This window comes from Acidovorax sp. Q11, from assembly GCF_054950075.1.
Genome location: NZ_JBUDZG010000036.1, coordinates 16756 through 42791, shown reverse-complemented (window position 1 = coordinate 42791; position 26036 = coordinate 16756). Strand labels below are relative to the sequence as shown.

Annotated in this window: 20 protein-coding genes, 1 tRNA gene and 1 pseudogene; 11 read left to right on the top strand and 11 right to left on the bottom strand. The window is 67.0% G+C overall.

Translation table 11 applies throughout. From position 1 onward, the window contains the following. The first annotated feature begins 136 nt into the window (after window positions 1-136). The 4 genes and pseudogenes from ACYZGB_RS20305 to ACYZGB_RS20290 all read left to right on the top strand — a co-directional run bounded on the left by ACYZGB_RS20305 (window position 137) and on the right by ACYZGB_RS20290 (window position 4773). Window positions 137-953, top strand: a pseudogene (locus ACYZGB_RS20305) (DMT family transporter). Between the two features lie 9 nt (window positions 954-962). Beyond that, window positions 963-2075, top strand: a complete 1113-nt coding sequence (locus ACYZGB_RS20300; RefSeq protein ID WP_462390648.1) for an aldose epimerase family protein — start codon at window positions 963-965, stop codon at window positions 2073-2075. A 75-nt stretch (window positions 2076-2150) separates the two neighbouring features. Continuing rightward, window positions 2151-3140 carry a catalase family protein gene (locus tag ACYZGB_RS20295; RefSeq protein WP_462390647.1) on the top strand — a complete coding sequence of 330 codons (990 nt, stop codon included), beginning with the start codon at window positions 2151-2153 and terminating at the stop codon, window positions 3138-3140. 112 nt (window positions 3141-3252) lie between these two features. After that, window positions 3253-4773 (top strand): DegQ family serine endoprotease, encoded by a 1521-nt coding sequence (locus ACYZGB_RS20290; RefSeq protein ID WP_462390646.1) that lies wholly within the window; start codon window positions 3253-3255, stop codon window positions 4771-4773. A gap of 15 nt (window positions 4774-4788) precedes the next feature. On the opposite strand, the gene ACYZGB_RS20285 is transcribed toward ACYZGB_RS20290, so the two are convergent. Beyond that, window positions 4789-6981, bottom strand: a complete 2193-nt coding sequence (locus ACYZGB_RS20285; RefSeq protein ID WP_462390645.1) for a TonB-dependent siderophore receptor — start codon at window positions 6979-6981, stop codon at window positions 4789-4791. Between the two features lie 109 nt (window positions 6982-7090). On the opposite strand from ACYZGB_RS20285, the gene ACYZGB_RS20280 reads away from it, so the two are divergent. Both ACYZGB_RS20280 and ACYZGB_RS20275 read left to right on the top strand, forming a co-directional pair. Next, a complete protein-coding gene (locus ACYZGB_RS20280; protein ID WP_462390644.1) occupies window positions 7091-7750 on the top strand; it encodes a response regulator transcription factor in 660 nt (219 codons plus the stop codon). Then, window positions 7750-9099: an ATP-binding protein gene (locus ACYZGB_RS20275; RefSeq protein ID WP_462390643.1), complete on the top strand. Its 1350-nt coding sequence runs from the start codon at window positions 7750-7752 to the stop codon at window positions 9097-9099. Before ACYZGB_RS20280 ends, ACYZGB_RS20275 begins: the two co-directional genes overlap by 1 nt. A gap of 733 nt (window positions 9100-9832) precedes the next feature. On the opposite strand, the gene ACYZGB_RS20270 is transcribed toward ACYZGB_RS20275, so the two are convergent. Next, window positions 9833-10504 carry an IPTL-CTERM sorting domain-containing protein gene (locus tag ACYZGB_RS20270; RefSeq protein WP_462390642.1) on the bottom strand — a complete coding sequence of 224 codons (672 nt, stop codon included), beginning with the start codon at window positions 10502-10504 and terminating at the stop codon, window positions 9833-9835. Between the two features lie 177 nt (window positions 10505-10681). Here ACYZGB_RS20270 and ACYZGB_RS20265 point away from each other — a divergent pair, with 177 nt between their 5' ends. Continuing rightward, a complete protein-coding gene (locus ACYZGB_RS20265) occupies window positions 10682-11680 on the top strand; it encodes a 2-dehydropantoate 2-reductase (protein WP_462390641.1) in 999 nt (332 codons plus the stop codon). On the opposite strand, the gene ACYZGB_RS20260 is transcribed toward ACYZGB_RS20265, so the two are convergent. Beyond that, a complete protein-coding gene (locus ACYZGB_RS20260) occupies window positions 11681-12169 on the bottom strand; it encodes an Lrp/AsnC family transcriptional regulator (RefSeq protein WP_462390640.1) in 489 nt (162 codons plus the stop codon). Between the two features lie 100 nt (window positions 12170-12269). On the opposite strand from ACYZGB_RS20260, the gene ACYZGB_RS20255 reads away from it, so the two are divergent. Beyond that, window positions 12270-13172, top strand: a complete 903-nt coding sequence (locus ACYZGB_RS20255; RefSeq protein ID WP_462390639.1) for an EamA family transporter — start codon at window positions 12270-12272, stop codon at window positions 13170-13172. A 91-nt stretch (window positions 13173-13263) separates the two neighbouring features. On the opposite strand, the gene ACYZGB_RS20250 is transcribed toward ACYZGB_RS20255, so the two are convergent. The 7 genes from ACYZGB_RS20250 to ACYZGB_RS20220 form a co-directional block, all read right to left on the bottom strand. Next, window positions 13264-13338, bottom strand: a tRNA-Arg gene (locus ACYZGB_RS20250). Between the two features lie 54 nt (window positions 13339-13392). Beyond that, a complete protein-coding gene (locus ACYZGB_RS20245) occupies window positions 13393-17703 on the bottom strand; it encodes a translocation/assembly module TamB domain-containing protein (RefSeq protein ID WP_462390638.1) in 4311 nt (1436 codons plus the stop codon). A 5-nt stretch (window positions 17704-17708) separates the two neighbouring features. Continuing rightward, window positions 17709-19649, bottom strand: a complete 1941-nt coding sequence (locus tag ACYZGB_RS20240; RefSeq protein WP_462390637.1) for an autotransporter assembly complex protein TamA — start codon at window positions 19647-19649, stop codon at window positions 17709-17711. A 135-nt stretch (window positions 19650-19784) separates the two neighbouring features. Continuing rightward, window positions 19785-20972 (bottom strand): vWA domain-containing protein, encoded by a 1188-nt coding sequence (locus ACYZGB_RS20235; RefSeq protein ID WP_462390636.1) that lies wholly within the window; start codon window positions 20970-20972, stop codon window positions 19785-19787. A gap of 21 nt (window positions 20973-20993) precedes the next feature. Continuing rightward, the gene (locus ACYZGB_RS20230) at window positions 20994-21584 is read right to left on the bottom strand and encodes a GNAT family N-acetyltransferase (protein ID WP_462390635.1); all 591 of its coding nucleotides are present in this window, start codon (window positions 21582-21584) and stop codon (window positions 20994-20996) included. A 28-nt stretch (window positions 21585-21612) separates the two neighbouring features. Then, the gene (locus tag ACYZGB_RS20225) at window positions 21613-21849 is read right to left on the bottom strand and encodes a hypothetical protein (protein WP_462390634.1); all 237 of its coding nucleotides are present in this window, start codon (window positions 21847-21849) and stop codon (window positions 21613-21615) included. A 20-nt stretch (window positions 21850-21869) separates the two neighbouring features. After that, entirely contained in the window at window positions 21870-22724 is an 855-nt protein-coding gene (locus tag ACYZGB_RS20220) for an AAA family ATPase (protein WP_063458900.1), read from the bottom strand. 106 nt (window positions 22725-22830) lie between these two features. Here ACYZGB_RS20220 and ACYZGB_RS20215 point away from each other — a divergent pair, with 106 nt between their 5' ends. Next, window positions 22831-23493, top strand: a complete 663-nt coding sequence (locus tag ACYZGB_RS20215) for a c-type cytochrome (protein WP_462390633.1) — start codon at window positions 22831-22833, stop codon at window positions 23491-23493. A 250-nt stretch (window positions 23494-23743) separates the two neighbouring features. After that, the gene (locus tag ACYZGB_RS20210) at window positions 23744-25006 is read left to right on the top strand and encodes a putative Na+/H+ antiporter (protein WP_462390632.1); all 1263 of its coding nucleotides are present in this window, start codon (window positions 23744-23746) and stop codon (window positions 25004-25006) included. 21 nt (window positions 25007-25027) lie between these two features. On the opposite strand, the gene ACYZGB_RS20205 is transcribed toward ACYZGB_RS20210, so the two are convergent. Further along, the gene (locus ACYZGB_RS20205) at window positions 25028-25462 is read right to left on the bottom strand and encodes a DUF1841 family protein (RefSeq protein ID WP_063458898.1); all 435 of its coding nucleotides are present in this window, start codon (window positions 25460-25462) and stop codon (window positions 25028-25030) included. Between the two features lie 185 nt (window positions 25463-25647). Between ACYZGB_RS20205 and ACYZGB_RS20200 the strand changes: the two genes are divergently transcribed. After that, entirely contained in the window at window positions 25648-25869 is a 222-nt protein-coding gene (locus tag ACYZGB_RS20200) for a hypothetical protein (protein WP_199865904.1), read from the top strand. Window positions 25870-26036 lie beyond the last annotated feature (167 nt).

Below are 26036 nucleotides of genomic sequence, written 5' to 3'. Positions count from 1 at the left end.
TCATGTCCATGGTGATCACTCCTCGAACCCCGCTGCTTAAATAAACAGCAGGGTAGGTTGAACACCTGGCTCATTTTTACTTCGGCCCTACCTACAAAACTGGCTCAGTTTCCGGTCGGCGCCAACATGGTTCGGCATCGCCCGCCATGACATTCCCACACAGCTGGTGTTTGCAGGCTGGCGGTTTCTGGGCGCGGGGCTGATCCTGCTCGCCTGGGCCATGGCCACGCGCAAGGCCATCTGGGGCCTGGGCTTTGCAGCAGGGCGGCAGCTGATAGTGCTTGGGCTGGCGCAGACCACGCTGCAATACGTGTTCTTCTACGTGGGCCTGGCGCACACCACGAGGGTCAAGGGTTCGATCATGAATGCCACGGGCACCTTCTTCAGCGTGCTGCTGGCGCACTGGGTCTATCACAACGACCGCCTGAGCCACGCCAAGCTGTGGGGCTGCCTGGTCGGCTTTGTCGGAGTGATGGTGGTCAACCTGGGGCGCGGCACGTTGGACATGGATTTCATGCTGCTGGGCGAGGGTTTTGTGGTGATCGCTGCCTTCGTGCTCGCTGCGGCCAGCATCTACGGCAAGCAGGTGTCCCAGCGCATGGATTCGGTGGTGATGACGGGCTGGCAGTTGGGCATCGGAGGCGCGGCGCTGCTGGCCATCGGCTGGGGCCTGGGCGGTGCGCTCACGGGTTTCACCTGGGGCTCGGCCCTGCTGCTGGTGTACCTGGCGCTGCTGTCATCGGCCGCGTTCTCGCTGTGGAGCATTTTGCTCAAACACAACCGCGTGAGCCAGGTCACGGTGTTCAACTTCACGGTGCCGATTTTCGGTGCGGGCGCTGTCAGCGCTGTTCCTGGGCGAGGCGCTGCTGGAGTGGAAGAACCTGCTGGCCCTGGTGCTGGTGTGCGGGGGCATCTGGCTGGTCACGCGCGACGCAGCCAGCCCCACGAAATAGACTCGGCGCATGGCTTACACACTCTCCCGCGAGGCATTCCAGCGCGACCTGCATGGCCAGCGCACCGATTTGTTTACCCTGCACGGCGCGGGCGGCCTGCAGGTGGCCGTGAGCAACTACGGCGCCCGCCTGGTGCAAGTGGCGGTGCCCGATGGGCAGGGCGGTCTGGTCGATGTGGCGCTGGGCTATGACAGCCTGCAGGGCTATCTGGATGGTCAACTCTCCATGGGCGCATTGATCGGGCGCTGGGCCGGGCGGTTGCGTGCAGGCACGCTCACCCTGCCCGATGGCTCACACCTGCAGCTGCCCACCAACAGCGGCCCACACCACCACCACGGTGGGCCGCGCGGCAGCCGCTTTCAGGTGTTTGCGGTGGATGGCGTGCAGGCCGATGCACTCGCCCTGAGCCACACCTTTCGCACCGAAGACGACGGCGTACCGGGTGATGTGCATGTGCAGCTGCACCTGCAGGTCACGGCCGACAACGCGCTGCACATGGCCTGGACGGCCCAGGCGCTGCGTGCGCCCACGGTGCTCAACCTCACCGGGCATGCATTCTTCAACCTGGCGGGCTGTGGCAGCACCCACGGCCACACCCTGCAGGTGCCTGCCAGCCGCTACGTGCCACTGGCCGCCGATGTGTGCCCCACGGGTGCACTAGCGGGTGTGTGGGGCACACCGTTCGACTTCCGCCAGGCCCGCCGTGTGGGTGACGCAGTGGCAGCGCCCAGCGAGCAACTGGCCCTGGCCGTCGGGCTGGATCACTATCTGGTGCTGGACGAACTGGATGTACACCGTGCACCTCCCGCTGTATCGATCACCGCACCCGGCCTGCGCCTGGCCGCGCTGCTCAGCGAGCCCGTGGGTGGCCGCGCGATGGAAGTCTGGAGCACCGCGCCTGGCGTGCAGGTGTATGCAGGCCATGGCCTCAAGGCTGACCCTGCGCGGGACCGAGGCCGTGGCATGCAGCAGGCCGACTGGCTCTGGCAGCCGGGCGACGGCATCTGCCTGGAACCCATGGCGTACCCCGATGCGCCTAACCAAGCCGCCTTTCCGGTGCAGTGGCTGGTGCCGGGCGAGGTGGCGCAGGGGGCCATCGTGTACCGGTTTCTCTACCTGTAGCGCAGTGGTTGCCAGGGGTGCCGATTTGGGGCGTGTCGCGCTACCATGCGCGCTGGCTTTCAAACGAGGTGGCCCATGGACACACGCTACACCCCCAGCACAGGCTGGAAAGAAGTGGTGGCACCCGACGAAGCGCAGCGCTTTGCCGGGTATGCGCGCCAGTTTGCCGAGTTGCAGGCACGCAAGTCGCAAAAATACGGCAAGGGGCGGGGCCTGCACCGCAAGCAGCTCACGGCTGCCCGGGGCCGATTGGAGGTGCTGGGCGATCTGCCCACATTTGCAGCCCAGGGGCTGTTCGCCGAGCCGGGGTTGTACGAAGTGCGGGTGCGGCTGAGCAACGGCGGCATGGACACCACCTCCGACCGCAAGCCGGACATCCGTGGCTTTGCGTTCAGCGTTCTGGGGGTGCGGGGCGATTCCGCTCTGGGCAACGGGCCCGCCAAAAGCCAGGACTTCCTGCTCATCAACCAGGAGAAGTTTGCTTTCCCCCAAAGTGGCGAGTTCGTGGACTTTGTGGTGGCGGCCTCGCATGGTGGCGGCGCGTTGATCAAGTTCCTGGTGCAACGCCATGGGCTGCTGGGGGCCGCCAGGCAGATCGCCAAGACGGTCAAGACCTTCGGGCGGCCCTTTGGCGGCTTTGCGTCGCATGCCGTGCACAGTGCGGCGCCCATCGCCAGTGGACCCTATGCGGTGCGTGTGCGCCTGGTGCCCCAGGCATCCAACGGCGCACCGGTCACCCAGGTGCAGGACGACTGGAACGCCGAGTTTTCATCGCGCCTGCAACAGCAGGATCTGCATTGGGATCTGCAACTGCAGCCTTTTGTGGACGAGGCCACCACCCCCATTGAAGACGCCAGTGTGGACTGGCCCACGCCCTACACCACGGTGGCCCGGCTGACCTTGCCCCGCCAAGACCCAGCGGCCGACCCCGCGCTGGCCGAGCAGGTGGAAGCTGCCGTGTTCGACCCCTGGCAGGCCCTGGCTGCGCACCGCCCGCTGGGCGACGTGATGCGCGCGCGCAAGGTGGTCTACTTCGAGAGCCAGAAAGGGCGCGAGGCGGCTTAGCCTGCAGCCAGCCGGTCCGGCGCGACGCAACCTTCGTCGCGCCTAAGTTTCGTCTAAGCGTGCGTGCCCACACTGCCTTCCATCGCAACTCCGATGGAAAAGGCATACCACCATGAACACGACCACGCTGACTTCCACCCCCCGCCGCCTCATCCTGGCCCTGGTGGCCGCCGGTGCAGTGGGCGCCATGGGCACGGGCCTCATCACGGGGCACCAGGCCCGTGCCCTGACCCCCACTGCCCCCATCGTTGCCCAGACCCCGTCGGCCCAGGGCGGCACGCTGCCCAGCTTTGCCCAGATCACTGCACAGAACGGCCCGGCCGTGGTCAACATCAGCGTCACGGGCAGCACCAAGACGGCAATGGCCCGCGATGAGGACGACGATGAGGGGCAAGCCTCTGCGCGCCAGCAACGGGGCCCTCAGATCGACCCGAACGACCCGTTCTACGAGTTCTTCCGCCAGTTTGGCTTTCCTGGCGCGGGTGCGCAGGGCCAGCCCAATGTGCCCACGCATGGCCAGGGATCGGGCTTCATCGTCAGCCCCGACGGCCTGGTGCTGACCAATGCCCATGTGGTCAAGGGCGCAAGCGATGTCACCGTCAAGCTCACCGACCGGCGCGAGTTCCGCGCCAAGGTGCTGGGCGCCGACCCCAAGACCGACGTGGCGGTGCTCAAGATCGATGCCAAGGATCTGCCCACGGTGCGCCTGGGCAGCACGCGCGACCTGCAGGTGGGCGAATGGGTGCTGGCCATCGGCTCGCCCTTCGGCTTCGAGAACAGCGTGACCGCAGGCGTGGTCAGCGCCAAGGGCCGTTCGCTGCCCGACGACAGCCTGGTGCCCTTCATCCAGACCGACGTGGCGGTGAATCCCGGCAACTCGGGTGGGCCGCTGTTCAATGCGCGCGGCGAGGTGGTGGGCATCAACTCGCAGATCTACAGCCGCTCGGGCGGCTACCAGGGGCTGTCCTTCTCCATCCCCATCGAGTTGGCCGCCAAGATCAAGGACCAGATCGTTGCCACGGGCAAGGTGCGCCATGCGCAACTGGGCGTGGCGGTGCAAGAGGTGAACCAGGCATTTGCCGGGTCGTTCAACCTCGACAAGCCCGAAGGCGCGCTGGTGGCCAGCGTCAGCAAGGGCAGCCCGGCCGAGAAGGCCGGCCTGCAGGCGGGCGATGTGATCCGCCAGGTGGACGGCCAGCCCATTGTGGCCTCGGGCGACCTGCCTGCGTGGGTGGGCCAGGCGCAGCCGGGTCAACAGGCCAAGCTGTCGGTGTGGCGCCAGGGCAAGCCCGTGGAGCTGACCGCCACCCTTGGCGACGCCAGCGACAAGGCCATCAAACAAGCGCGCAACGACGATGCCGTGGGCAAGGGCCAGCTGGGCCTGTCGCTGCGCCCGCTGGAGCGCGAGGAGCGCCAGGAGGTGGGGGTGAGCGAGGGCCTGGTGATCGAGCAGGCGCGTGGCCCCGCTGCGGCCGCCGGTGTGCAGCCGGGCGATGTGCTGCTGGCCATCAACGGCGCACCCGCCAAAAACATCGAGCAGGTGCGCGCGGCCATGGCCAAGGCAGGCAAGTCGGTGGCGCTGCTGATCGCGCGCGACGGCAACAAGATCTTTGTGCCGGTGCGCCTGGGGTAAGCCTTGCGCGCGCTGTCAGAACCGCACGGTGGCGCTCAGGTTGAAGGTGCGCGGATCGCCCGCCTTCACGTAGTTGGCGTACTGGTAAAGCCAGTATTTTTTGTCCGCCGCGTTGTTGATGGACGCGCGCCAGGTGGTGGCATAGCCGCCCATCAGCGTGTCGTAGGTGGCGCCCAGGTTCAGCAGCGTGAAGGCGGGCGTGCTCAGTTCACCCGAGGGGCGCAGCGGTGTGTTGCCCGTGTGCTTGATGCCCGCAGTCAGTTGCAGCCCAGGCACTTGCGCCACCCGGTAGGCCAGCTGGGCCGTGGCCACGGTCTTCGGGGCGCCCACCACGCGGTTGCCGGTGTGGGCGTTGCCCCGTCCGTACTCGCTGTCCAGCAGCATCAGGCTGCCGCCCAGGCGCCACTGGGCACCCAGGCGCGCCGTGGCGCCCAGCTCCAGGCCCTGGAAGGTGGACTGACCGTCCTGCACTACGGTGCTGGCGCCGCCGTTCACCGCTACGTACTCTGCCTTCTTCTCGATACGGAACAGCGCCGCTGTGGCCGCCCAGCTGGCTTGCTCGGTCTTGATGCCCATCTCATACTGGCGGCTCTTGAGCGGGTCCAGCAGGGCTCCATAGTTGGTGTAGGCCGGGTTGCTCACCGAGGTGCCCGGCTGCAGCGCCTCGACAAAGCTGGCATAGGCCATGGTCTGCGGCGTGAGGTGGCGCATCAGCGCGAGCGATGGTGTGATCACCCCCGACTGGCTGTAGCGCGACGTCTCTGCACCGTTGGTGCCAAACCCCCGTTGCGTGTAGTGGGTGTAGCGCAAGCCCGCCAGCACAGACCACTGGGGAGACAGCGCAATGGTGTCGCTCACGAACACAGCCTTTTGCGTGACCTCTACCGCGCGGAACAGCCCCAGGCTCGCCAAATCGCCTTGGCTGATGTAGCCCAGGGTGTTCTGGCTGCCCAGGTTGCCGGTGCCCACGGTGCCGTAGAACCCGTTCGCAGAGTAGTCGTTCGCCTGCTCTTGCCATGCGGCACCGGCCACGATCTGGTGCTGCAACCCTCCAGTGACAAGGCGCCCCTGCAGCACCGCGTCCAGGTGCCTGTACTGGTAGGACTCCCCATAGTCCGAGCGGTCGTTGCGGTAGTTGCCTGCGGCGTCCAGCAGGTCCAGCACCGTTTCATTGCGCCGCGTGCGCGTGCCGCTGTAGCTGTAGCTGCTGCGCAGTTGCCAGTCGGGTGCGATCTGGTACTTCAGGCCGGTGGAGACATATTTGAACGTGTTGTCTGCAAAGTTGCCCGGCCCCACCAGACGGCCGTTGTCATTGGCGATGGGCGAAGGCAGCCGCGTGCCCGCCAGGGATGCGGTGGTGATGGTGGGCTCGGCATCGCGCGAGAGGCGGTCCTGGTAGAGCGACTGGAACTCCCAGCTCAGGTCGCGTGTGAGCCGAGCATCCAGCGCCAGCGAAACGGCATTGCGCCGCAGATTCCCGTCGTTGAAGGTGTTGCCCTGCTCGCGCGTCACGTTCAGGCGAGAGCCCCAGCGGTCGTTCTCCCCGGCGCGTCCACCCAGGTCCGCATGCGTGCGCCACACGCTCTTGGAATTGACACCCAGGCCCACGCTGCGTTCGGCCATCGCCGCGCTGGCGGGCGGCTTCTTGGTCACATAGTTCACCAGGCCGCCGGGGCTGCCAAAGCCATACATGAAGCCCGTGGCGCCCTTGAGCAGCTCCACCTGCTCCATGTGCTCGTAGGGCAGCGTGGTCACGTAGCTGATAAAGGGGCGCCCATCGATGCGGTAGGCGTTCTGCCAGTCCAGATCCAGCCCGCGCACCGTGAGGTAGCTGGCCCAGGCCCCGACGCTGGCGCTGTTGTCCGACACCGACGCGTCGGTAAAGAACAGATCCCCCAGCTTGTTGGGCGCTGTCTGTTCAATCGTTTCGGCTGTGACCACGCGGCTGGAGTAGGGCGTCTCCAGCGCACTGCGTTCCCCCAGTGCACCTGCGCTGACCGGGCGGCGCAGTTGCAGGTCGGCCGCATCCTCCAGGGCGGTGGCACGCACTGTTACGTCGGCCAGCTGGGCCGAGGTGGTGGTTGCATCACCTGTGCCCTGAGCCTGCGCCGCCGCACAGGCCAGCAGGCACGCCAGGCCCAGCGCGGTGGGCGCAAAGGTGCAAGAAGGGGTGGCGGGGCGGCGCAAGGCGGTTCGGCGGTTTGTCATTTTAAAATGCGAATGAAAATAATTATTATTACAGAACTGGATCAAAGCGCCGCGCTTGGCAGCCGCTATCCTCGCGCCATGCTCTCTTCTTTCCTTGTAGACCGCCGCCATGCGCCTGTTGCTGGTTGAAGACGACCCCATGATCGGCGAAGCCGTGCAAGACCTGCTGCGCGCCGAACACTACGCGGTGGACTGGGCGCGCGACGGCGACGCCGCCGACACGGCCTTGCGCACCCAGCCCTACGACCTCGTGCTGCTCGACTTGGGCCTGCCCAAACGCGATGGTCTGACCGTGCTGCGTGACCTGCGCACCCGCAAGGACCGCACCCCCGTGCTGGTGGCCACTGCCCGCGACGCCGTGGCCCAGCGCATCGAGGGGCTTGATGCCGGTGCCGACGACTACGTGCTCAAACCCTATGACCTCGATGAGCTGCTGCCCCGCATCCGCGCTCTGCTGCGCCGCGCTGCGGGGCGGGCCGAGCCGGTGTACGAACACCAGGGCGTCAGCATCAACCCCGCCACGCGCGAGGTGACGGTGCGCGGCACGCCGGTGGTGTTGTCCGGCCGAGAGTGGGCCGTGCTGGAGCCGCTCATCGCCCGCCCTGGCATGGTGCTGTCACGCCAGCAGCTCGAAAACAAGCTCTACGGCTGGGGCGACGAGGTGAGCAGCAATGCGGTGGAGGTGTACGTCCACGGCCTGCGCAAGAAGCTGGGGCCCGAGCTGGTGCTGAATGTGCGAGGCGTCGGCTATCTCGTACCCAAGATGTGATGGACAAGCTTTCCTACGCCTTGCGGGGCCTGCTCCCGCGCTCCCTGCGCATGCGGCTGCTGATGTTCCTGCTGGCCGCCATCGTGCTGGCCGGGGCGGTGCAGGGCGCATTGGCCTACCGCAGCGCGCTGGATGAAGCCGATGCGCTGTTCGACTACCACATGCAGCAGACCGCGCTGGCCCTGCGCTCGGGCCTGCCGGTGGACGCGCAGGGCCTGGGCCCGGGGCTGGACCCCGAGGACGAGAACCACGAATTCATCGTGCAGGTGTGGACCAACGAAGGGCTGCGCATTTTTGAATCTGCCGTGGGCGCTGCCCTGCCGCAGATTGCCGTGCTGGGCTTCACCAACGTGCAGGCACGCGGCGGCACTTACCGAGTGTTCTCGATGCAGACGCGCTCGCAGGTCATCCAGGTGGCGCAGAACATGGCCGTGCGGCAGGGCATGGCCCGCAGCCTGGCCCTGCGCACGCTGGCGCCGCTGGCCTTCATGGCCCCGCTCTTGGTGCTGGCTGTGTGGTGGGGCGTGAGCCGCTCGCTGGCCCCGGTGGAGCGCGTGCGCCGCCAGCTCGCCCAGCGGCAGGCCGACGACCTCTCGCCCGTGAGCGATGCGCAGCTGCCCGACGAGGTGCAGCCCCTGGTGAGCGAACTCAACCTGCTGTTCGAGCGCGTGCAAAGGGCTTTCGAAGCGCAGGAACATTTTGTGGCCGACGCCGCACACGAGCTGCGCTCGCCCCTGGCCGCGCTGCGCCTGCAGCTGCAGGGTCTGCAGCGCGCGGGCGACGATACCGCGCGCGCCGCCGCCATCGAACGCCTGTCGGCCGGCATCGACCGCGCCACGCGCCTGGTCGAACAGTTGCTGACGCTGGCACGGCAGGAAGCCGGATCCACGGCAACCGAGCCTGTGGACCTGCGCGCCATCGCCCAGCTGGCCCTGGCCGATGTGGCGCCCGCCGCCCAGGCGCGCAGCATGGACGTGGGCCTGCTCGACGCCGAAGCCGCCACCGTGCCCGTGATCGTGCGGGGTAGTGCCGAGGCCCTGCGCATGCTGGTGCGCAACCTGCTCGACAACGCCATCAAATACACCCCGCCTGGCGGCCAGGTGGACGTGCAGGTGGGCACCGACCATGGCCGGGCCCTCCTCACGGTGGAAGACAGCGGCCCCGGCATCGCCCCCGAGCACCGCGAGCGCGTGATGCAGCGTTTTGTCCGCGACACCGCCGACGGCGCCCCCGGCAGCGGCCTGGGCCTGGCCATCGTGCAAGCCATTGCGCAGCGGCACGGTGCGGTGGTGGCGCTGGACAGCTCCCCGCGCCTGGGGGGGTTGCGGGTGACGCTGCGGTTTGGCTGATGATGTAGCGGTATATTGCTATGTACTTGATAGCTATAAGCGCTTGGTGGTCGCGCGGAGAAGGCCAAAAAGGCCATAAATTTCAGCGGAAGAAGGGCATGGATGGGCCCAGCGTCGCCTGCGTGCCAGACTGCGGGCCGCCCGGTCTGCACAATGCCACCGGCACCCGGCCCACTTTCCAAGGATTCTTAGAGCCTGTTCAAGGTCTTTTTGGAGATCGCATTGGAGTGCCATCGTGATGAAGTGGATGCTTCGGATGCGCCGCATGGGCTCATGCCCATGCAAGCAGCCGGGGCGTTCAATCGCCCGATTTCACTCCAACCCTTCGGGCAAGGGACTTGTGTGACTCCAAAAAGACTTTGAATAGGCTCTTAACCATGCACTTCATTGTTCTCGGCGCAGGCGCCATCGGTTGTTACGTGGGCGGTCGCCTGACGGCGATTTTCGGCGTCCTTACGGAATGGGTCTCCAATTCAGGACATTAGGCCGTCATGTTGGCGGGCCGCGATTGACGTCGCGTGTGTGCCACGCTGCCGCTCGAGGAGCGACGCGTGACCGCCTGCCCAGCGCAGGATTCACTCCAACTTAGGCTGCGGTCACACGACCTCAGGGGTTTTGACATCGGCCTTCGCTCACCTGCATGGAAGCCCTGTAGGGAGGTGGCGCGACCGGATCAACTGCGGGGCACAGTAATCTCTGCCCCTTTTCGCAGAGCGTTCTACGGGGTGGATGCTTACGCCGTACGTCGGCGCAGCGCGAAGTATCCCCCCATGCCCATCAGCCCTGCCATCAGCAGGAGGCCCCACTCAGACATCGTCGGAATGGAAGCCGTTGAGGTCGCCACTGCTGCGGAAGTCCAGCTGATGGTGGCCCCGCTAGCCTGTGAACTGCTCGCATCCACGTTTTCACTGTTGCAACTGTCCGCGACGCCAGCGGGAGACACGCCCACAGAACTGCACACGGCATTCCGCCGAGCAGTGCTTGGCAGAAAGATGAAGGAAAAGCGGTCGCCGATTGCGTGAGGCGAGGTGCCAGACTCCCAGCGCTCGATCAGGATGTCAACCGCAGTGATGGCAGCAGCCGCGTTGGTGGTCACTCGAATCCGATGCACACGGACATTGGGGTCAGTGTTGGTATAGGTCGTGAGACCGTCATTGAAACTGAACGAAGTCACTGAGGCGAGCACGTTGGCGTTGGCCAGATTGGCCGCCAGTGGGCTGGACACGGTAAAGGAGCCCGAGGGGCCCATGGCCAGCGTGAAGTTCTGGCATGGTCCCACGCCGCAGGGCGCTGTGAAGTCAACTTTGTTGCTGTAGTTGCTGGTGGCGGTGGCGGTGTAGGTGGTGGCTTGTGCCAGCGCGTTGCCTGCCGAAAAAAAAGCCAGCGCTGTGAAGAACGCGGCCATCCACCGCGCAAATATTGTTTGACCCATGGTCCGTCCATCCCTTCCAAGAAAAATATGTAACCTGCCGAAATGTATCAGGGCGTACAAGGCTGCCCGGGCGTCGCCAGGGCTACCGCGTCTGCACAATGCGCGGTCGGCCCGGTGCAGCGGCCCGCTTTAGTGAAGGAGGGCTCCACTATGAATTTCATCGTTCTCGGCGCAGGCGCCATCGGTTGTTATGTGGGCGGCCGCCTGGCCGCGCATGGACAGGCCGTGACCCTGGTGGGCCGCGCCCACGCGCTGCAGCCCATCGCCGCGCAGGGCCTGCGCGTGACCGACCTGGATGGCTTTGACCGCACCGTGCCCGCAGGCGCCCCGGCGCTGCGGCTGGCAGCGACTCTGGCCGAGGCGGCGCCGAGCGCGGACAGCATCGTCCTGCTGTGCGTCAAAAGCGGCGCCACCGAATCCGCTGCACGCGAACTGGCTGCCGCGTGCGCGCCTGGCACTCCCGTCATCTCATTGCAGAACGGCGTGGACAACGTGGCCCGCGTCCAGGCGCTGGCGCCGGACCTGAACGTGCTGGCGGGCATGGTGCCCTACAACGTAGTGCTGCGCGGCGCGCATGTGCACCGCGCCACCGCGGGCCACCTGCAGTTGCAGCGCGATGCGGCCACCGAGCGCATCGCGCCGGTCTTTGCCGCCGCAGGCCTGGCCACCGTGCTGTCGCCCGACATCCGCGCCGTGCAGTGGGGCAAGCTTCTGCTCAACCTCAACAACCCGGTCAACGCGCTGTCCAACCTGCCCCTGCGCCAGGAGCTGCTCGACCGCGACTGCCGCCGCGTGTTCGCCGCCCTGCAGTCCGAGGCCCTGGGCGTGATGGCCCGCGCAGGCATCACGCCCGCAAAGGTCACCGCAGTGTCGCCCACGCTGCTACCCGCTGTGCTGCGCCTGCCCAACTGGCTGTTCACCCGCCTGGCCAAACGTATGCTGCAGATCGACGCCACCGCCCGCTCATCCATGTGGGACGACCTGGAAGCCGGGCGCGTGACGGAGATTGATGCGTTGTGCGGCGCGGTGGTGCGGCTGGCGGCGCAGCAGGGCATGGCGGCGCCGCTGAATGCGCGCATGTGCGAGCTGTTGGGTGGGCCGAGGCTGCGGCTTGGCGGGGCAGAGATGCGGCGGATGCTGGGGGTGTAGTCAGATGCCGGGGCCGGTGCCCAGCGGCACGCGCAGCCCCGTCTTCATGCATTCCAGCGCCACCGAGGTCCGAAACCAGCGCACGTTGTCGTCGCCTTCAAACAGGCGCCGCGTCAGTGCCTGGTAGCCGGTCATCGAGGCCACTGTCACCACCAGCAGGTAGTCCGCCTCGCCTGTCACGCTGTAGCACTGCTGCACGGCCTCTTCGGCGGCGATGCGCGCGCGCAGCGGGGCGGTGCGGTCAGGGCGTTCGTTCTCCAGGTGCACCTCCACCACGATGGTCAGCGGCTTGCCGACCTTTTCCGGGTCGAGCACGGCCACGTTGGCGCGGATCACCCCTGTGTTCTGCAGCCGCTGGATGCGCCGCTGCACGGCCGGGGCCGAGAGGTTCACGGCCTGGGCGATCACGCGCTGGGGCGTGGTGTTGTCGGTCTGCAGGATGTCCAGGATGGCGAGGTCGAAGCGGTCGAGTGCGGCGGGTGCGGTCATGCGGAACCTCGTGCAGGGGCGAGAACGGTCGAGTGAAAGTTGCGTTTGACCCCTCAAATCAGAGTCAAAAACACGGCGTGAGCGAACTATATTTTTGCGCATGCCAGTTTCTTCCTCTACCTCTGCGGTTTTCCACCGATTTCTCCCTTTTCTTGCCGTGCTTGGCTCTGTGACAGCGCTGGGCATCGGCACATCCTGGGCCAAACACTGGCTGTTTCCGGCCGTGGGGGCGCAGGGCACCACGGCGCTGCGGGTGGGGTTCTCGGCGCTGCTGGTGCTCTTGCTGTGGCGGCCCTGGCGCTGGCACCTGAGCCGGGCCGATGCGAAGTCGGTGGTGCTGTATGGCGCGGCCCTGGGCGGCATGAACCTGATGTTCTACATGTCGCTGCGCACGCTGCCCTTTGGCCTGGCCGTGGCCATTGAATTTGCAGGGCCGCTGGCCGTGGCCATCTGGTCGTCGCGCCGCGCAGTGGATTTTGTGTGGGTGCTGCTGGCCATCGCGGGGCTGGGGCTGCTGCTGCCACTGGGGCTCAACGGCAGCATGCTGGACCCGGTGGGCGTGGCCTACGCGCTGGGCGCGGCGGTGTTCTGGGCGCTGTACATCGTGTTTGGCAAACGCGCGGGGCATTTGCACGCGGGGCATTCGGTATCGCTGGGCCTGTTGGTGGCGGCACTGGTGGTGGTGCCGGTGGGGGTGGCGCACGCGGGGGCGGCGCTGCTCTCGCCCAGCCTGTTGCTGATTGGCGTGGCGGTGGCAGCGGTGTCCAGCGCAGTGCCGATTTCGCTGGAGATGATGGCCCTCAAGCGCCTGCCCAAGGAGGCCTTCGGCATCATGATCAGCATGGAACCCGCCGTGGCCGCGCTGGTCGCCATGGCCCTGCTGGGCGAGCATCTGAGCGCGGTGCAGTGGCTGGCCATTGGCTGCATCATGGCCGCCTCGATGGGCAGTGCGCTCACGGCGCGTGCGCCCGCAGCGCCAGAGGCGGCGCCGCAACCGGCCTGAGCACTGGCAGGCGGTTGAGCGCGCGGTCGCTATGAAATTTGTAGCTTCAAATCCATGTGGATCGCGCGGTAAGGCCTATTTCTTTTAGCCGTGGTCCCCTCAGCAGGAATCGAACCTGCATCTAGCGCTTAGGAGGCACTCGTTCTATCCATTGAACTATGAGGAGCGAGGACAGCCGCGCATTGTAGTGGCGTGAGCGGGCCTCTTTCCCCGCCAAGCTCTAGTCGTACTTCACCGTGTAGATGATGTCCACCGCGCTTTTCTCGCCTGTCTGCCCGCGCAGCGTGAGGCGGCGGGAGAGGTCGTAGAAGATGTAGAGCGTGCCCAGTGTGCCCGACAGGCTGCGCTCGTAGGTCACGTACAAGTCCTTGGACAGGCGCTTGCCGAAGGTGAGGGCGGCGGTGCTGGCGTCGTCGCCCGGGGTGGCGCCGCGAAAACCGATTTCGTCCAGGCCCACGCGGCTGGCGATGTTGGCGGTGCCGGTGTTGCCGCCCTTGCGGCCGAGCAGGGCCAGGGCGGCTTGTTGCAGCACGGCGGCTTCGGCGCCGCCTGCGGTGGCGTTGCGGCCCAGCACTACCCACGAGAGTTTTTCGGCGTCGGGCAGGTCGGGGTCGGAATAGAGCTTGACGCGGGGCGCCTGCGCGCTGCCCGTGACCTGTACGCCCGCGCGCACGCTGATGTTGGGGCGCAGCGCCAGGATGTCGAGCGAGGGGTTGTTGTAGGGGCCGTTGAAGCGGATCAGGCCCGTCTCCACGTCCAGCATCTGGCCCCAGGCGCGGTAGCGGCCTTCGTCGGTGCGCACCTCGCCGGTCACGCGCGGCGGGGCGCCGGGCACGGCGCTGCTACGGATGTCCACCTCGCCCGTCAGCCGGGTGGTGATGCCATGGCCGCTGAGTGCAAAGTCGCGCCCCAGGTTGAGGGTGATGGCAATGTCGGGCGGCTTGGCGGTTTCTGCCTGTGCCGCCACCTGGCTGGCCTTGGCGGCGGCCTGGGCCCGGGCCTGGTCTTCGCGGTCCTTGGCAGCAGAGCGCACGACCACGTCGGTGCCCAGGGTGGGCGCGGTTTCGTCGGGCAGGATGATGGTGGCGCGGTCGGTGGTGAGCTTGCCGCGCAGGCTGATCTGGCCCTGCTGCAACTGCGCCTGCAACTGGCCCGACACGCTGACCTGCCGGTCGGCGCGCACCAGCACCTGCAAGGCCTTGGCCTCGGCCTGCAGTGCCATGGTGATGCCCGACAGGCCGGTGGTTGCCGCAGCGCTGTCGCCCCAGCCCACGCTGCCGGTGGCGGTGAGCGTGCCGCCGTCTTGCGGCGCGGCAGTGCGATTGCCGCTGAAGCCTGCAATGCGCGCGCCGCTGCCGCGCCCGCCCTGCAGGCGGAACTCGGTGATCTGCAACTGGTTGCCTTGCAGCGTGGCGCGCAGGCGGCCAGCTTGCAGGTCCACGCCATCGACCACCGAGCGCACGGCCATGTCGTCGGCGCCCAGCGTGCCGGCCCAACGCGGCGCATTGCGCGTGCCCGACAAGGTGGCGCTCGCATCCAGCGTGCCGCGCACGCGCCAGCCGGGTGGGGCCAGGGCCGACCACACCCCCACGTCGGGCAGGCGCGCGCGCAGCGTGCCAGCCAGGGGCGCATCGGGCGTGATGCGGGTGCTGACGCTGGCCTGCACTTCGCCAGCCCGGTCGCTGGCCCAGGCCAGTTGGGCGCGCAGGGCTTCGCCGTCGATCTCGATGGTGACCTCGGCCTGGCGCACACCGGCAGCAGTGCCTGGTGCATTGGCCGATCCTGCAGTGCTGGCCGACGCCTCGGTGGCGATCACGGTGGTGGCGCCAGCGCCCGTGCCCTGGCCGCTGCTTTGCACTGCGGTAATGGCGGTGGCGTCGCCCGCCAGGATGCGCAGGTCGCCACTGGCCCGGCGCAGGCTGGCGCTGGCGCGCAGCGGGCCCTGGGTGGTGTCTACATTCCATTGCCCGTCGAGCACGATGCTGGTGGCCAGCCCCATGCGGGCCAGCAGCGGCTGGGCGGGGCGGCCACCGGCGGCGGGTGTGTCGCCGAGGCCCAGGGCATCGACCCAGGCCATGGGCAGGCCCTGCAGCGTGCCCTGGGTTTGCATTTGCAGCGGGTTGGCACCGGTGGCCACGCGCAGGGGTTGCCACCGCAGCGTGGCGGTGCCGGGCAGGGGGCCGGTCAGGCGGGCCTGGCCTGCCGAGGCCTGCACGGTGTAGCCCGCCGCTGGCGACGACGCACTGGGGCTGGAGGGGGCGCGCGTGGTGAGGGACAGGGGCTCGGCCAGTTGCAGCGTCCAGGGGCCGGGGCGGGCGGCATCTTGCGCCACCAGCCGCAGTGCGCTGATTTGCACCTGAGCGCTTGGTGCGCCTTGCGCGGGTGTGCCCAGCCCACCGGTGGCGCGGGTGTGCAGTGCCAGCCGCTGCATCTGCCGGGGCTGGGATGCGTTCAGGCGCGCTTCGCCGTCCAGCACGAGCGTGGCCTGCGCCAGGGTGCCGGAGAGGTCGGCCTTGACAGCGCGCAGCTGCACGGCGGTGGCGCCGCCCGCGCGCTGGCCTGGGGGCAGGGACAGGTCCAGCTGCGGGGTGGAGAGCGCGGCTTGCAGCTCGAAAGGGGCCTTGTCCGATGGCGGTGTGCTGCACGTGTTGCGGGCGCTGGTGCTCGCACCGGTGCGGGTGCCGGTGGCGGATTCCAGCTGCCGGGCCAGCGTTTGCCAGCCGCCTTTCCAGCGGGCGGTCAGTTGTGCGGCGCCCTGAGCGGTGGCGCCTTGCAGGGCCTGTTGCAGTGGAGTGCCCACCAGCGGCAGGCTGGCCAGCCAGCGCTGGGTCTGGCCCACATCGGTCCATTGCATGTGCAGGTCGCCCGCGCCGGTCTGTGGGGCGATGCTGCCTTGTGCACGTGCTGTGGCGCCCGGCACGGCCAACGTGACCTGGCCCTGGCCCGACAGATCGCCGGGGGCCACGCGCAGCTGGGTGGCTTCGACGCGGGCTTGCAACGCGTCCAGCAGCAGGCGCTCCAGCTGCAAGCTGCCACCGGGCTGGGTGGGCGAAGGCGGGTGCCAGCTGCCTTGGGCGGCGAGCGTGTTGATGCGCAGCAGCGGGGCGCGCTGGGTGGTTGATTTGGCCGATGCCACAACGCCAGAGCCGGTGGCCCGGATGTCTGCTGTAAAACGCACCACCTCGCCCTGCATCTGCGCTGCCACGCGGCCTGCCAGCGGGGCGGCCGCCCAGGCGGTGTGCAGGGCGTCGGGGCGCAGGTTGCGCAGTTCGGCCTGGCCCTCCAGCGCGCCGGTGGCGGGGGTGTAGCTGCCGTGCAGGGTGACTGCGCCGGTGCCCGCATTCACCGTGGCGCCTGGCACCGTCCAGCGGGTGCCGTCGTACTTCGCGTCGGCCTGCAGGGTGGTGATGGGCAGGCGGGTTTGGTCCCATGGGCCTGCCAGCTCGTTGCGCAGCTGCGCCTGCAGTGCCCAGCCCGTGCTGCTGGTGGCCGCGCCTGGGGTGGGGCCCGCCTGCACGGTGCCATGCAGCTGCGTGGTCGGGGCCTGGGGCCACAGGGCTGCGAGGTTGACGGCGCGCAGCGTGGCCTGGGCCGATTGCAGGGGCTGTGTGGCCCATGGGGCCAGCGTGGCCTGCACCTCGGCCTGCATGGGGGCGGCGGTGGCGGGCGGTGGCGGTGTGGCCTGGGTTTCTTGCGAGCGAGTGGGTTGGATGCGCGCCTGCAGTTGCAGCTGCGCCGCCGCCGTGGCCAGCGTGCCCTGCAGCGTGGCGTGCGCGCCCAGCTGGATAGCGGAAGTGCCACCAGGCACGGCGGTGCGCACCGTGCCGCCCGCGGTGGCGTCCAGCGCCAGGGGCGCCTGGGCCTGCAGTGTCAGCCGCGCGTTGTATTGGCCCTGGGCCAGCTCCACGCCGCCGATGTTCAGGCGGTGCTCGCGCCCATCAAAGTGGTAGTCGCCCGCCAGGCCCCGGGCCTCCACGGCCGGGGCGCCTGCCCACTGCAACTGGTCCACGCGAAACGCCACGCCGATGTGCAAGGGCAGCACCAGCTGGGTGGGGGGCGTTGGTGGCTCGGCGCTTTGCGAGCCGCCCAGTGGCGTGATCTGCACCCGTGTGGCCAGCACTTCGCCCAGCTCCAGCCGGCGCTGCAGCAAGGGCGCCAGTTGCCAGCCCAGGCGCAGGTCGGTCACTTCAACGGACAGGCTGGGGCTGCTCCAGCGCAGCCAGCCGATGCGCCCGCCGCCGCGCAGCGAGCCGGTAGCTTCGCGGCTTTCCAGTTGCTGGCCTGCGGGCAGGTATTGCGCCGCGCGGGCCAGCGTGGTGGCCAGCGACGTACCGCTGCCCGCCCACCACCACAGCAGCGCGCAGGCCGTGAGCAGCAAGGCCACCAGCGCCACCAGCAGCCAGCCCAGTGCCCGCAGCATGCGGTAGGCACCGGGTGGGCGCGGTGGGCGAGGGCGCTGGGCCGATGAAGACCCGGCGCTGAAGTCCGACGCGCGGGCGCGCGGTGCGGGATGGGGCGGGGTGCTGCTCATCGCCATCAGAAGCTGAACCCCAGCCGCAGGTGCAGCCGCAGTTCCTGGGTCTTGATGCCATAGGCCAGGTCGGCCTGCAGGGGCCCCACGGGGCTGCGCCAACGCACGCCAGCCCCCACGCCCACGCGGGGGCTCAGGTCGCCCACCTTGTCGGCCACGGCGCCGGCATCAACAAACAGCGTGCTCTCCCAGTCGGTCATCTGGCCCTTGTAGACGATGGGGCGTTGCCATTCCACGCTGCCCACGGCCAGGTAGCGGCCACCGTAGAGCTGGCCGTTGTCGGTGCGCGCACCAATGCTGCGGTAGCCGTAGCCGCGCACCGTGGTGTCACCGCCGGTGATGAACAGCTGTGTCACAGGGATCTGCGCGCCATCGCGGGCGAGCACGGCCCCGGCCTCGGCCCGCAGGGCCAGCCGGGCGTTGCGGCCTGTGCCTGCATCGTCGGTCACGCGCCCGGCGGGGATGAAGGATTGCCAGCGCACCAGGGTGCGCACAAATGGGTCGCGCTCAGGCCGCAGCGTGGTGCCCAGGCCCAGCTCCACGGCGATGCCATGGCCGCGTGTGGGGGCGGTGAGGCTGTTGAAGTAGCGGCCTGTCCAGCCGTAGTTCACGCTGATGGCCGTGCTGGTGTCAGACTGCGACTGCACATTGGCGCCCAGCCCCTGGCTGTTGGCGTAGTCGTACTGCACAAAATAATTGCGGTCGATGTGCCGGGTGCTTTTGCTGCGGCCTGCGCGCACGCGGCTGCTGTTCACGTCGTAGTCGCCGGTGGATTCGCGCTGCAGCTCGCCGCCAGCAAACCAGCGCCAGCCCCGGGCGTCCGGCAGGTCGGTCCATTCACTGCTGGCCTGCTGGGTCTCGCGGTCCACTGCCAGCTTGCTCACGGCGCGCCAGCCCAGGCCCGGCATCTGGTTGTGGATATGTTCCAGCGACAGGCGCGCGCCGCTGTCGGTGGAGAAGCCCGGGCCGAACACCAGCTTTTGCACCTTGGCCTCGCGCACCTGGGCCACCACGGGGGCGGCCTGCGGGTCGGCGCCATCGGTGTCGAGTGTGAGGAACACGGCGTCGTAGTAACCGCTGCTGGCCAGCCGCAGCTGGGCGTCCAGCATTTCGGCCTCGTCGTACACGGCCCCTGTGGGCAGGCGAGCCAGGCGCCGCGCGCCATCGGGGTCGTAGCGCTGGCTGCCCTCCACCCGCAGGGGCCCAAAGCGGTAGGCGGGGCCGGGCTCGTAGGTCACGCTGAGCTGGGCCTCGTGTTTGTCGGCGTCGATCTCGGCCCGGCTTTTGGCAATGCGGGCAGTGGGGTGGCGGCGCGCCTGCAACTGGCGCAGGCCATCGTTCTTGGCTGTGTCCCAGGCAGACTGGGTGAAGGGCTGGCCTGGCGACAGTGACCAATTGCGCCGCACACGCTGCTGCTGGCGGGCACTGGCGTCCGGCGCCTGGGCACTGGTGGCTTCTGCGGGTGTCGTGTTGCCGGGGCTGAAGAGCACTTCTGCTCTGGCCACCTGGGTCTGCGGGCCGGGTTCCACGGTGATGACCACGGCGCGTGGTGCGGTGGGGCTGTCGGGGGTTTCGGTCAGCTCCACGGTGATGGTGGGCGCAAAGTAGCCCATCGTGCCCAGCAGCTCGCGGGCATTGGCGTCGGCGGCGCCCAGCAGGCGCTGCAGTTCGTTGGCATGCAGGTCGGGCAGGTGGCGAAAGCGCTGCAGCTCCAGGTGGCGCTCCAGGGTGTCCTGTACGGTGGCCGGTGCGCGCACCCGCAGGTCGAACGCGGGTGTGGCGGATTCGGCTATGGTTGCGGTGGCGGCTTCCTGGCTGTTGCCGCCTTCCTCACCGCGCGGCAGCAGGCTGCACCCGCTCAGGCACAGTGCGCCGATAAGCAGCAACGCCGACCATGGGGCCGGCGTTGGGGGATTGGCGGAGGAGCACAGGACGCGAAAGGGCACAGCTACAAAGGGTGGGGTTGGACGGTGGGGGCTCGCTGTTTAACAACCAGCCCGCCGCCACTATGCACTGAAAAGCGCCCCGCCCGTGTCAGACAGCGGCGCGCAATGGGCTCTTTGTGCCGCCAACCGCTGTGCTTACTTTGACAGCAGCCGCATGGTTTCTTCCAGCCCCTTGAGTGACAGCGGGTACATGCGATTGCTCAGCAGCTGCTGGATGATGCTGATGCTCTGGCGGTACTGCCACACGCCCTGGGGCTCGGGGTTGATCCATGCGTGTTTGGGAAACGCGTGGGTCAGGCGCTGGATCCACTCGGCGCCCGCTTCCTCGTTGTTGTATTCCACACTGCCGCCGGGCTGCAGGATCTCGTACGGGCTCATGGTCGCGTCGCCCACAAAGATCAGCTTGTAGTCGCGGTTGTACTTGCGGATGATGTCCCAGGTGGGGAACTTCTCGGCGAAGCGGCGGCGGTTGTTCTTCCACATGAAGTCGTACACGCAGTTGTGGAAGTAGTAGAACTCCAGGTGCTTGAACTCCGACTTCACCGCGCTGAAGAGTTCTTCCACGCGCTGGATGTGTTCGTCCATGGTGCCGCCCACATCCATCAGCAGCAGCACCTTCACGTTGTTGTGCCGCTCGGGCACCATCTTGATGTCCAGGTAGCCCGCGTTGGCCGCCGTGCTGCGGATGGTGTCGGGCAGGTCCAGCTCCAGCTCATGCCCCTCGCGCGCAAACTTGCGCAGGCGGCGCAGCGCCACCTTGATGTTGCGTGTGCCCAGCTCCTGCTGGTCGTCATAGTCCTTGTAGGCGCGCTGTTCCCACACCTTCACGGCGCTCTTGTTCTTGCCCGCGCCGCCAATGCGCACACCTTGCGGGTTGTAGCCGCCGTGGCCGAACGGGCTGGTGCCGCCCGTGCCGATCCACTTGCTGCCGCCCTCGTGGCGTTCCTTTTGCTCTTCGAGGCGCTTCTTCAGCGTCTCCATCAGCTCGTCCCAGCCCATCTTCTCGATGGCGGCCTTCTGCTCGGGCGTGAGCTCGTTTTCCAGGATCTTGCGCAGCCAGTCGGCCGGAATCTCCTTGGTGAAGTCGGCCACCATCTCCACGCCCTTGAAGTAGGCGCCGAAGGCCCGATCGAACTTGTCGTAGTGCTTCTCGTCCTTGACCAGCGTGAGGCGCGAGAGGTTGTAGAAATCGTCCAGGCTCCACGCATCGTCCGACTTGGGGCCCACCACGCCCGCCTGCAGGGCTTCGAGCAGGGTGAGGTATTCCTTGACCGACACGGGCAGCTTGGCCGAGCGCAGGGTGTAGAAGAAGTCGATCAGCATGTTTTTGGCTCCTTGCGCGCGTCAGGCGGGCTTGTTGCGCTCCAAAAGGTATAGCAACTGCGCACGCGCCTCGGGCCACTCGCCCACGCGCATGCTGTACATCACCGTGTCACGGATGGTGCCGTCGCGGCGCAGCGCGTGGCCACGGATCACACCGTCCTTCTTGGCGCCCAGGCGCTCGATAGCGCGCTGCGAGGCGAAGTTGTAGTTGTCGGTGCGCCAGCCCACCACGTTGCAGCCCAGGGTGTCGAAGGCATGCTGCAACAGCAGTAGCTTGCAGGTGGTGTTGACATGGCTGCGCTGTACGCTTTGGCAGTACCAGGTGTAGCCAATCTCGACCCGCTTTACGGCGGGCAGGATGTCGTGAAAGCTGGTGCAGCCCAGCACCTTGCCGGTGGCCTCTTCGACCACGGCGAATGCAAAGCGGTCACGTGTGGCCAGGGCGGTTTCGATGTAGGCGCGGGTGTCCTGGGGCTCAGGCACCGAGGTCACACGCAATTTCCACAGTTCGCCGTCGGCTGCGGCCAGGCGAAGGCCTTCTTCATGCGACAGGGCCAGGGGCTCCAGGCGCACACCCCGGTCGCGCAGGGTGATGGGTTCTACAAAAGCCATGGGTGTTGCTCTCGCTCTCGGCGCTTCATCAGTCCTGGGATGGCTTGCTGCGGCGGCTGGCCTGCCAGCGTTTGGCCGCATGCAGGCCCAGACCGCCGCCCAGACCCACCAGGGCAATGCCCAACAGAGCCGGGGTGCCATAGCCGGGGGCGAAGATGTCCAGGCCGAGCCACTGGCCCAGCCAGAAGCCGATGAGGGCGCCGCCGACAAAACCGACAGCGTCAGAGATGCCGTCTGCGAGAGACGGGGTGTTGGGGGCGCTCATGGTGCGGCCTGTCCGAAAAATCAGCGGTTTCGCTGGTTCATGAACACCAGCTTCTCAAACAGGCTCACGTCCTGTTCGTTCTTGAGCAGCGCGCCCACCAGTGGCGGCACCGCCACCTTGTTGTCGGCGCTTTGCAGGGCCGTGAGCGGGATGTCTTCGGCCACCAGCAGCTTGAGCCAGTCGATCAGTTCGCTGGTCGAGGGCTTCTTCTTGAGGCCGGGCAGGTTGCGCACGTCGTAGAACGTCTTCATCGCCACACTGAGCAGCTCGCTCTTGAGTGTGGGGAAGTGCACGTTGATGATCTGCCGCATGGTGTCGGCCTCGGGGAACTTGATGAAGTGAAAGAAGCAGCGGCGCAGGAAGGCGTCGGGCAGCTCCTTCTCGTTGTTGGAGGTGATGAACACCAGCGGGCGGTGCTTGGCCTTGATGAGTTCGCGCGTCTCGTAGCAGTAGAACTCCATGCGGTCGATCTCGCGCAGCAGGTCGTTCGGGAACTCGATGTCGGCCTTGTCGATCTCGTCGATCAAGAGCGCCACGGGGCGGTCGGCCGTGAAGGCCTGCCAGAGCACGCCCTGCACGATGTAGTTGCGGATGTTCTTCACGCGCTCGGCGCTGTCGCCATCGTTGAGCTGGCTGTCACGCAGGCGGCTCACCGCGTCGTATTCATACAGGCCCTGCTGGGCCTTGGTGGTGGACTTGATGTGCCATTGCAACAGTGGCATGTCCAGGGCCTGCGCCACTTCCTCGGCCAGCATCGTCTTGCCCGTGCCGGGCTCGCCCTTGATCAGCAGCGGCCGTTGCAGCGTGATGGCGGCGTTCACGGCGAGCATCAGGTCTTGGGTGGCGACGTAGTTCTGGGAGCCTTGGAATTTCATGGGGGAAAACACCGGATCGTTGATGAATGGGCTTGACAGGGCGCTGGCTATAATCAACGGCTGATCAGAGCCCAGAGCTGAACTTCCACGAGATTGTGCGCGCAAAATGAACAAAACGCTGACCACGCTATTTGCCCTGGCTGTCGCTTCCGTGACCGCCGTCTCCCATGCCCAGGAAGCCAAAGGCGACGTGGAAGCCGGCAAGCAAAAGATTGCCATGTGCATTGGCTGCCACGGCATCGTTGGCTACCAGGCCAGCTTTCCTGAGATCCACAAGGTGCCCATGATCTCGGGCCAAGGCGCCAAGTTCATCACCGCCGCCCTGGTGGCTTACCAGAAGGGCGAGCGCAAGCACCCCACGATGCGCGGCATCGCCGAATCGCTGTCCGAGAAGGACATCGCCGATGTGTCGGCCTACTACGAACAACATGGCAAGACCGGAGCCGAGCTGCCCGCCAAGCCCGGCCGTGAGCCCAGCGTGCAAGTGGCCGAGCTGCTCAAGAAGGGCGCTTGTGTCTCCTGCCACGGCGACAACTTCGCCAAGCCCATCGATCCTTCCTACCCCAAGATCGCAGGCCAGCACGCCGACTACCTCTTTGTGGCCCTCAAGTCCTACAAAGTCGAGAAGAACGCCAATGTGGGCCGCAACAACGCCATCATGGGTGGCGTGGCCAAGCAGTTCACCAATGCGGAGCTGAAGGCTATGGCCAACTACATCAGCAGCGTTGAAGGCGACCTGCACGTGGTGCCCCAGTCGCGTTTCCGCTGATACGGCCACCTGGCCCCGCACCCGAAAGCCCGCCTTGGCGGGCTTTTTTCATGGTGCTACGGTGACGCGGGTGGAGGGGCTCCCCCACCGGTCTGCGGGCCCTTGCCACAGTCTCTGGGTGAACCCGAACGCGTCCTGCGCCTACAAGGGGTTTTGGTGGGCCTTTGTAAAATGGGCGCGGGTGTCGCAATCAGGGTGATTCGGCAGGTTCATGCGCTGGTCGGGCCGCCGCGCGGCTTCGCTGCGACCCATGAACTCCTCTCCGACCCTGATCCAAGTGATCGGCGCCGTCCTGTTCGGACTGGCCATCCTCCACACCTTCTCCACCAAGTTCTTCGAGCACCTGGCGCACACACAGCCACGGCATGCGGGCATCTGGCATCTGCTGGGTGAGGTGGAGGTTGTCTTTGGCTTCTGGGCCATGGTGCTCATGCTGTTCATGTTTTCCATCAGCGGAAAACAGGAGGCCACGGCCTATCTGGACTCGCGCAATTTCACAGAGCCTTTGTTTGTGTTCGCGATCATGGTGATCGCTGCCACCCGCCCCATCCTGGAGCTGGCCGGGGCCGTGGTGCGGGCGCTGGCAGCCATGTTGCCCGTGCAGCGCGGCATGGCCATGTACTTTGTGGTGCTGGCGTTCGTGCCCCTGCTCGGGTCGTTCATCACCGAACCGGCGGCGATGACGCTGGCCGCCCTGATGCTGCGCGATACGCTGTTCTCAAAGCCCACCTCAAGCCGTCTCAAGTATTCGACGCTGGGCGTGCTGTTCGTGAACATCTCGATTGGTGGAACGCTCACTTCCTTTGCGGCGCCGCCCGTGCTGATGGTGGCTGCCAAGTGGAACTGGGACATCTGGTTCATGGTGTCCCACTTTGGCTGGAAGGCAGCGGTGGCTGTGGTCATCAATGCGGGCATCGCGATGCTGATTTTCCGCAACCAGCTGGGCCACATGGGCCGCAAGACCCCTGCCTCCGAGTCTCCCGTGCCGTGGACCGTAGCGGGTGTTCACCTCGCGTTCCTGGTGCTGGTGGTGGTGTTTGCCCACCATCCCGCAGTGTTCCTGGGCCTGTTCCTGTTCTTCATGGGGTTCACCACGGCCTACCAGCGCCACCAAAGTCCGCTGATCCTGCGCGAAGCGTTGCTGGTGGCGTTCTTCCTGGCCGGGCTGGTGGTGCTGGGCGGCTTGCAGCAATGGTGGCTGCAGCCCGTGCTCATGAAGATGGATGCCAATGCGGTGTTCTTTGGTGCTGCAGCACTCACCGCCTTTACCGACAACGCAGCGCTGACCTACCTGGGCTCGCTGGTCGAGGGCCTCAGCGACGAGTTCAAGGTGGCCCTGGTGGCGGGCGCTGTGACGGGAGGCGGCTTGACCGTGATTGCCAACGCGCCGAATCCGGCCGGGGCATCGATCCTGAAGGAGAAGTTCTCGCAGGGCGTTATCAACCCGCTGGGCCTGCTGCTGGGCGCGTTGCCACCCACGCTGGTGGCGGTGCTGGCGTTCAAACTGCTGTGACCGCCACGACCCGTGCGGGGATTAGTCCCGCGTGGCGCGGCGCTGCACGCAGGCGATGTAGGCCTCGCCGTCGGGCGGGCGGCCTGCGCGCTGGCTCTCCCACAGCATTTCGCCCAGGCAGTCCATGGCCGCGTGGTGGGCATCGTGCAGCGAATCGAGCCGCGCCGTGAGCAATTCGACCGCCTGGCGGATGCCGCGCGGCTGGTCGATGCTGCATTGCTCGCTGATCGACAAGTGCATTGACAGGTGCAAAAACGGATTGGTTTGCCCCGGCGTTTCGTCGTAGTTGCGCGCCACGGCGGCATCGGCATCCGATAGGTCGGCGTGGTACTCGGGGTGCTCGGCGATCCACAGGCTGGCCAGCGTCTCGATGGCTTCCATAGGGGCGCCGCTCTGGGTCTTGGCGTGCACACCACACAGAAAGCGGCGCACATCGGCTTGGGAGGGGCTGAACATGGGGCGTGAGGGTAGCACGCGCCTTTTGACTTGGGGGCTGTAGGGTCGCGCCTGTGCGCTACGCAGTGCTGCGGCCGCGTCCTACCCGCACTGGCGGGGGCGGCTCCTACATTGGCTGGGCGCAAAGACAAGGAGCCGGGTCCGCTTTGTTGCAGCCCTTTAAACCCGGCATGGGGAGAAATGCCATGAATGCAATGCGAATCGTTGGTGTGCTGTTGTTGGTGCTGGGTTTGGCCGGTTTTCTGACCGGGGGCTTCAGCTTCACCAAGGAGAGCACCCAGGCCAAGCTGGGCCCGCTGGAGCTGACCGTCAAGGAGAAGGAGTCCGTCAACATCCCGCAGTGGATGAGCCTGGGCGCCATGGTGATCGGCGGCGTGGTGCTGGTGCTGGGCTTTCGCAAGCGCTGAGGCGTTTCGCTGGGCCTGTGCCTTGGGGCGCGGGCCCGTTGTGCCTCAGCCCATTCAGCGCAGCGAGCGGTTGGTGTTGATGCCCCGCGCCTTGCATCCACGCACGGCAAGGGCCACCGGGTTTTCAGCCCCGGCCGCTCGTTGCGCTGAGTGCGTCTTCCACCCAT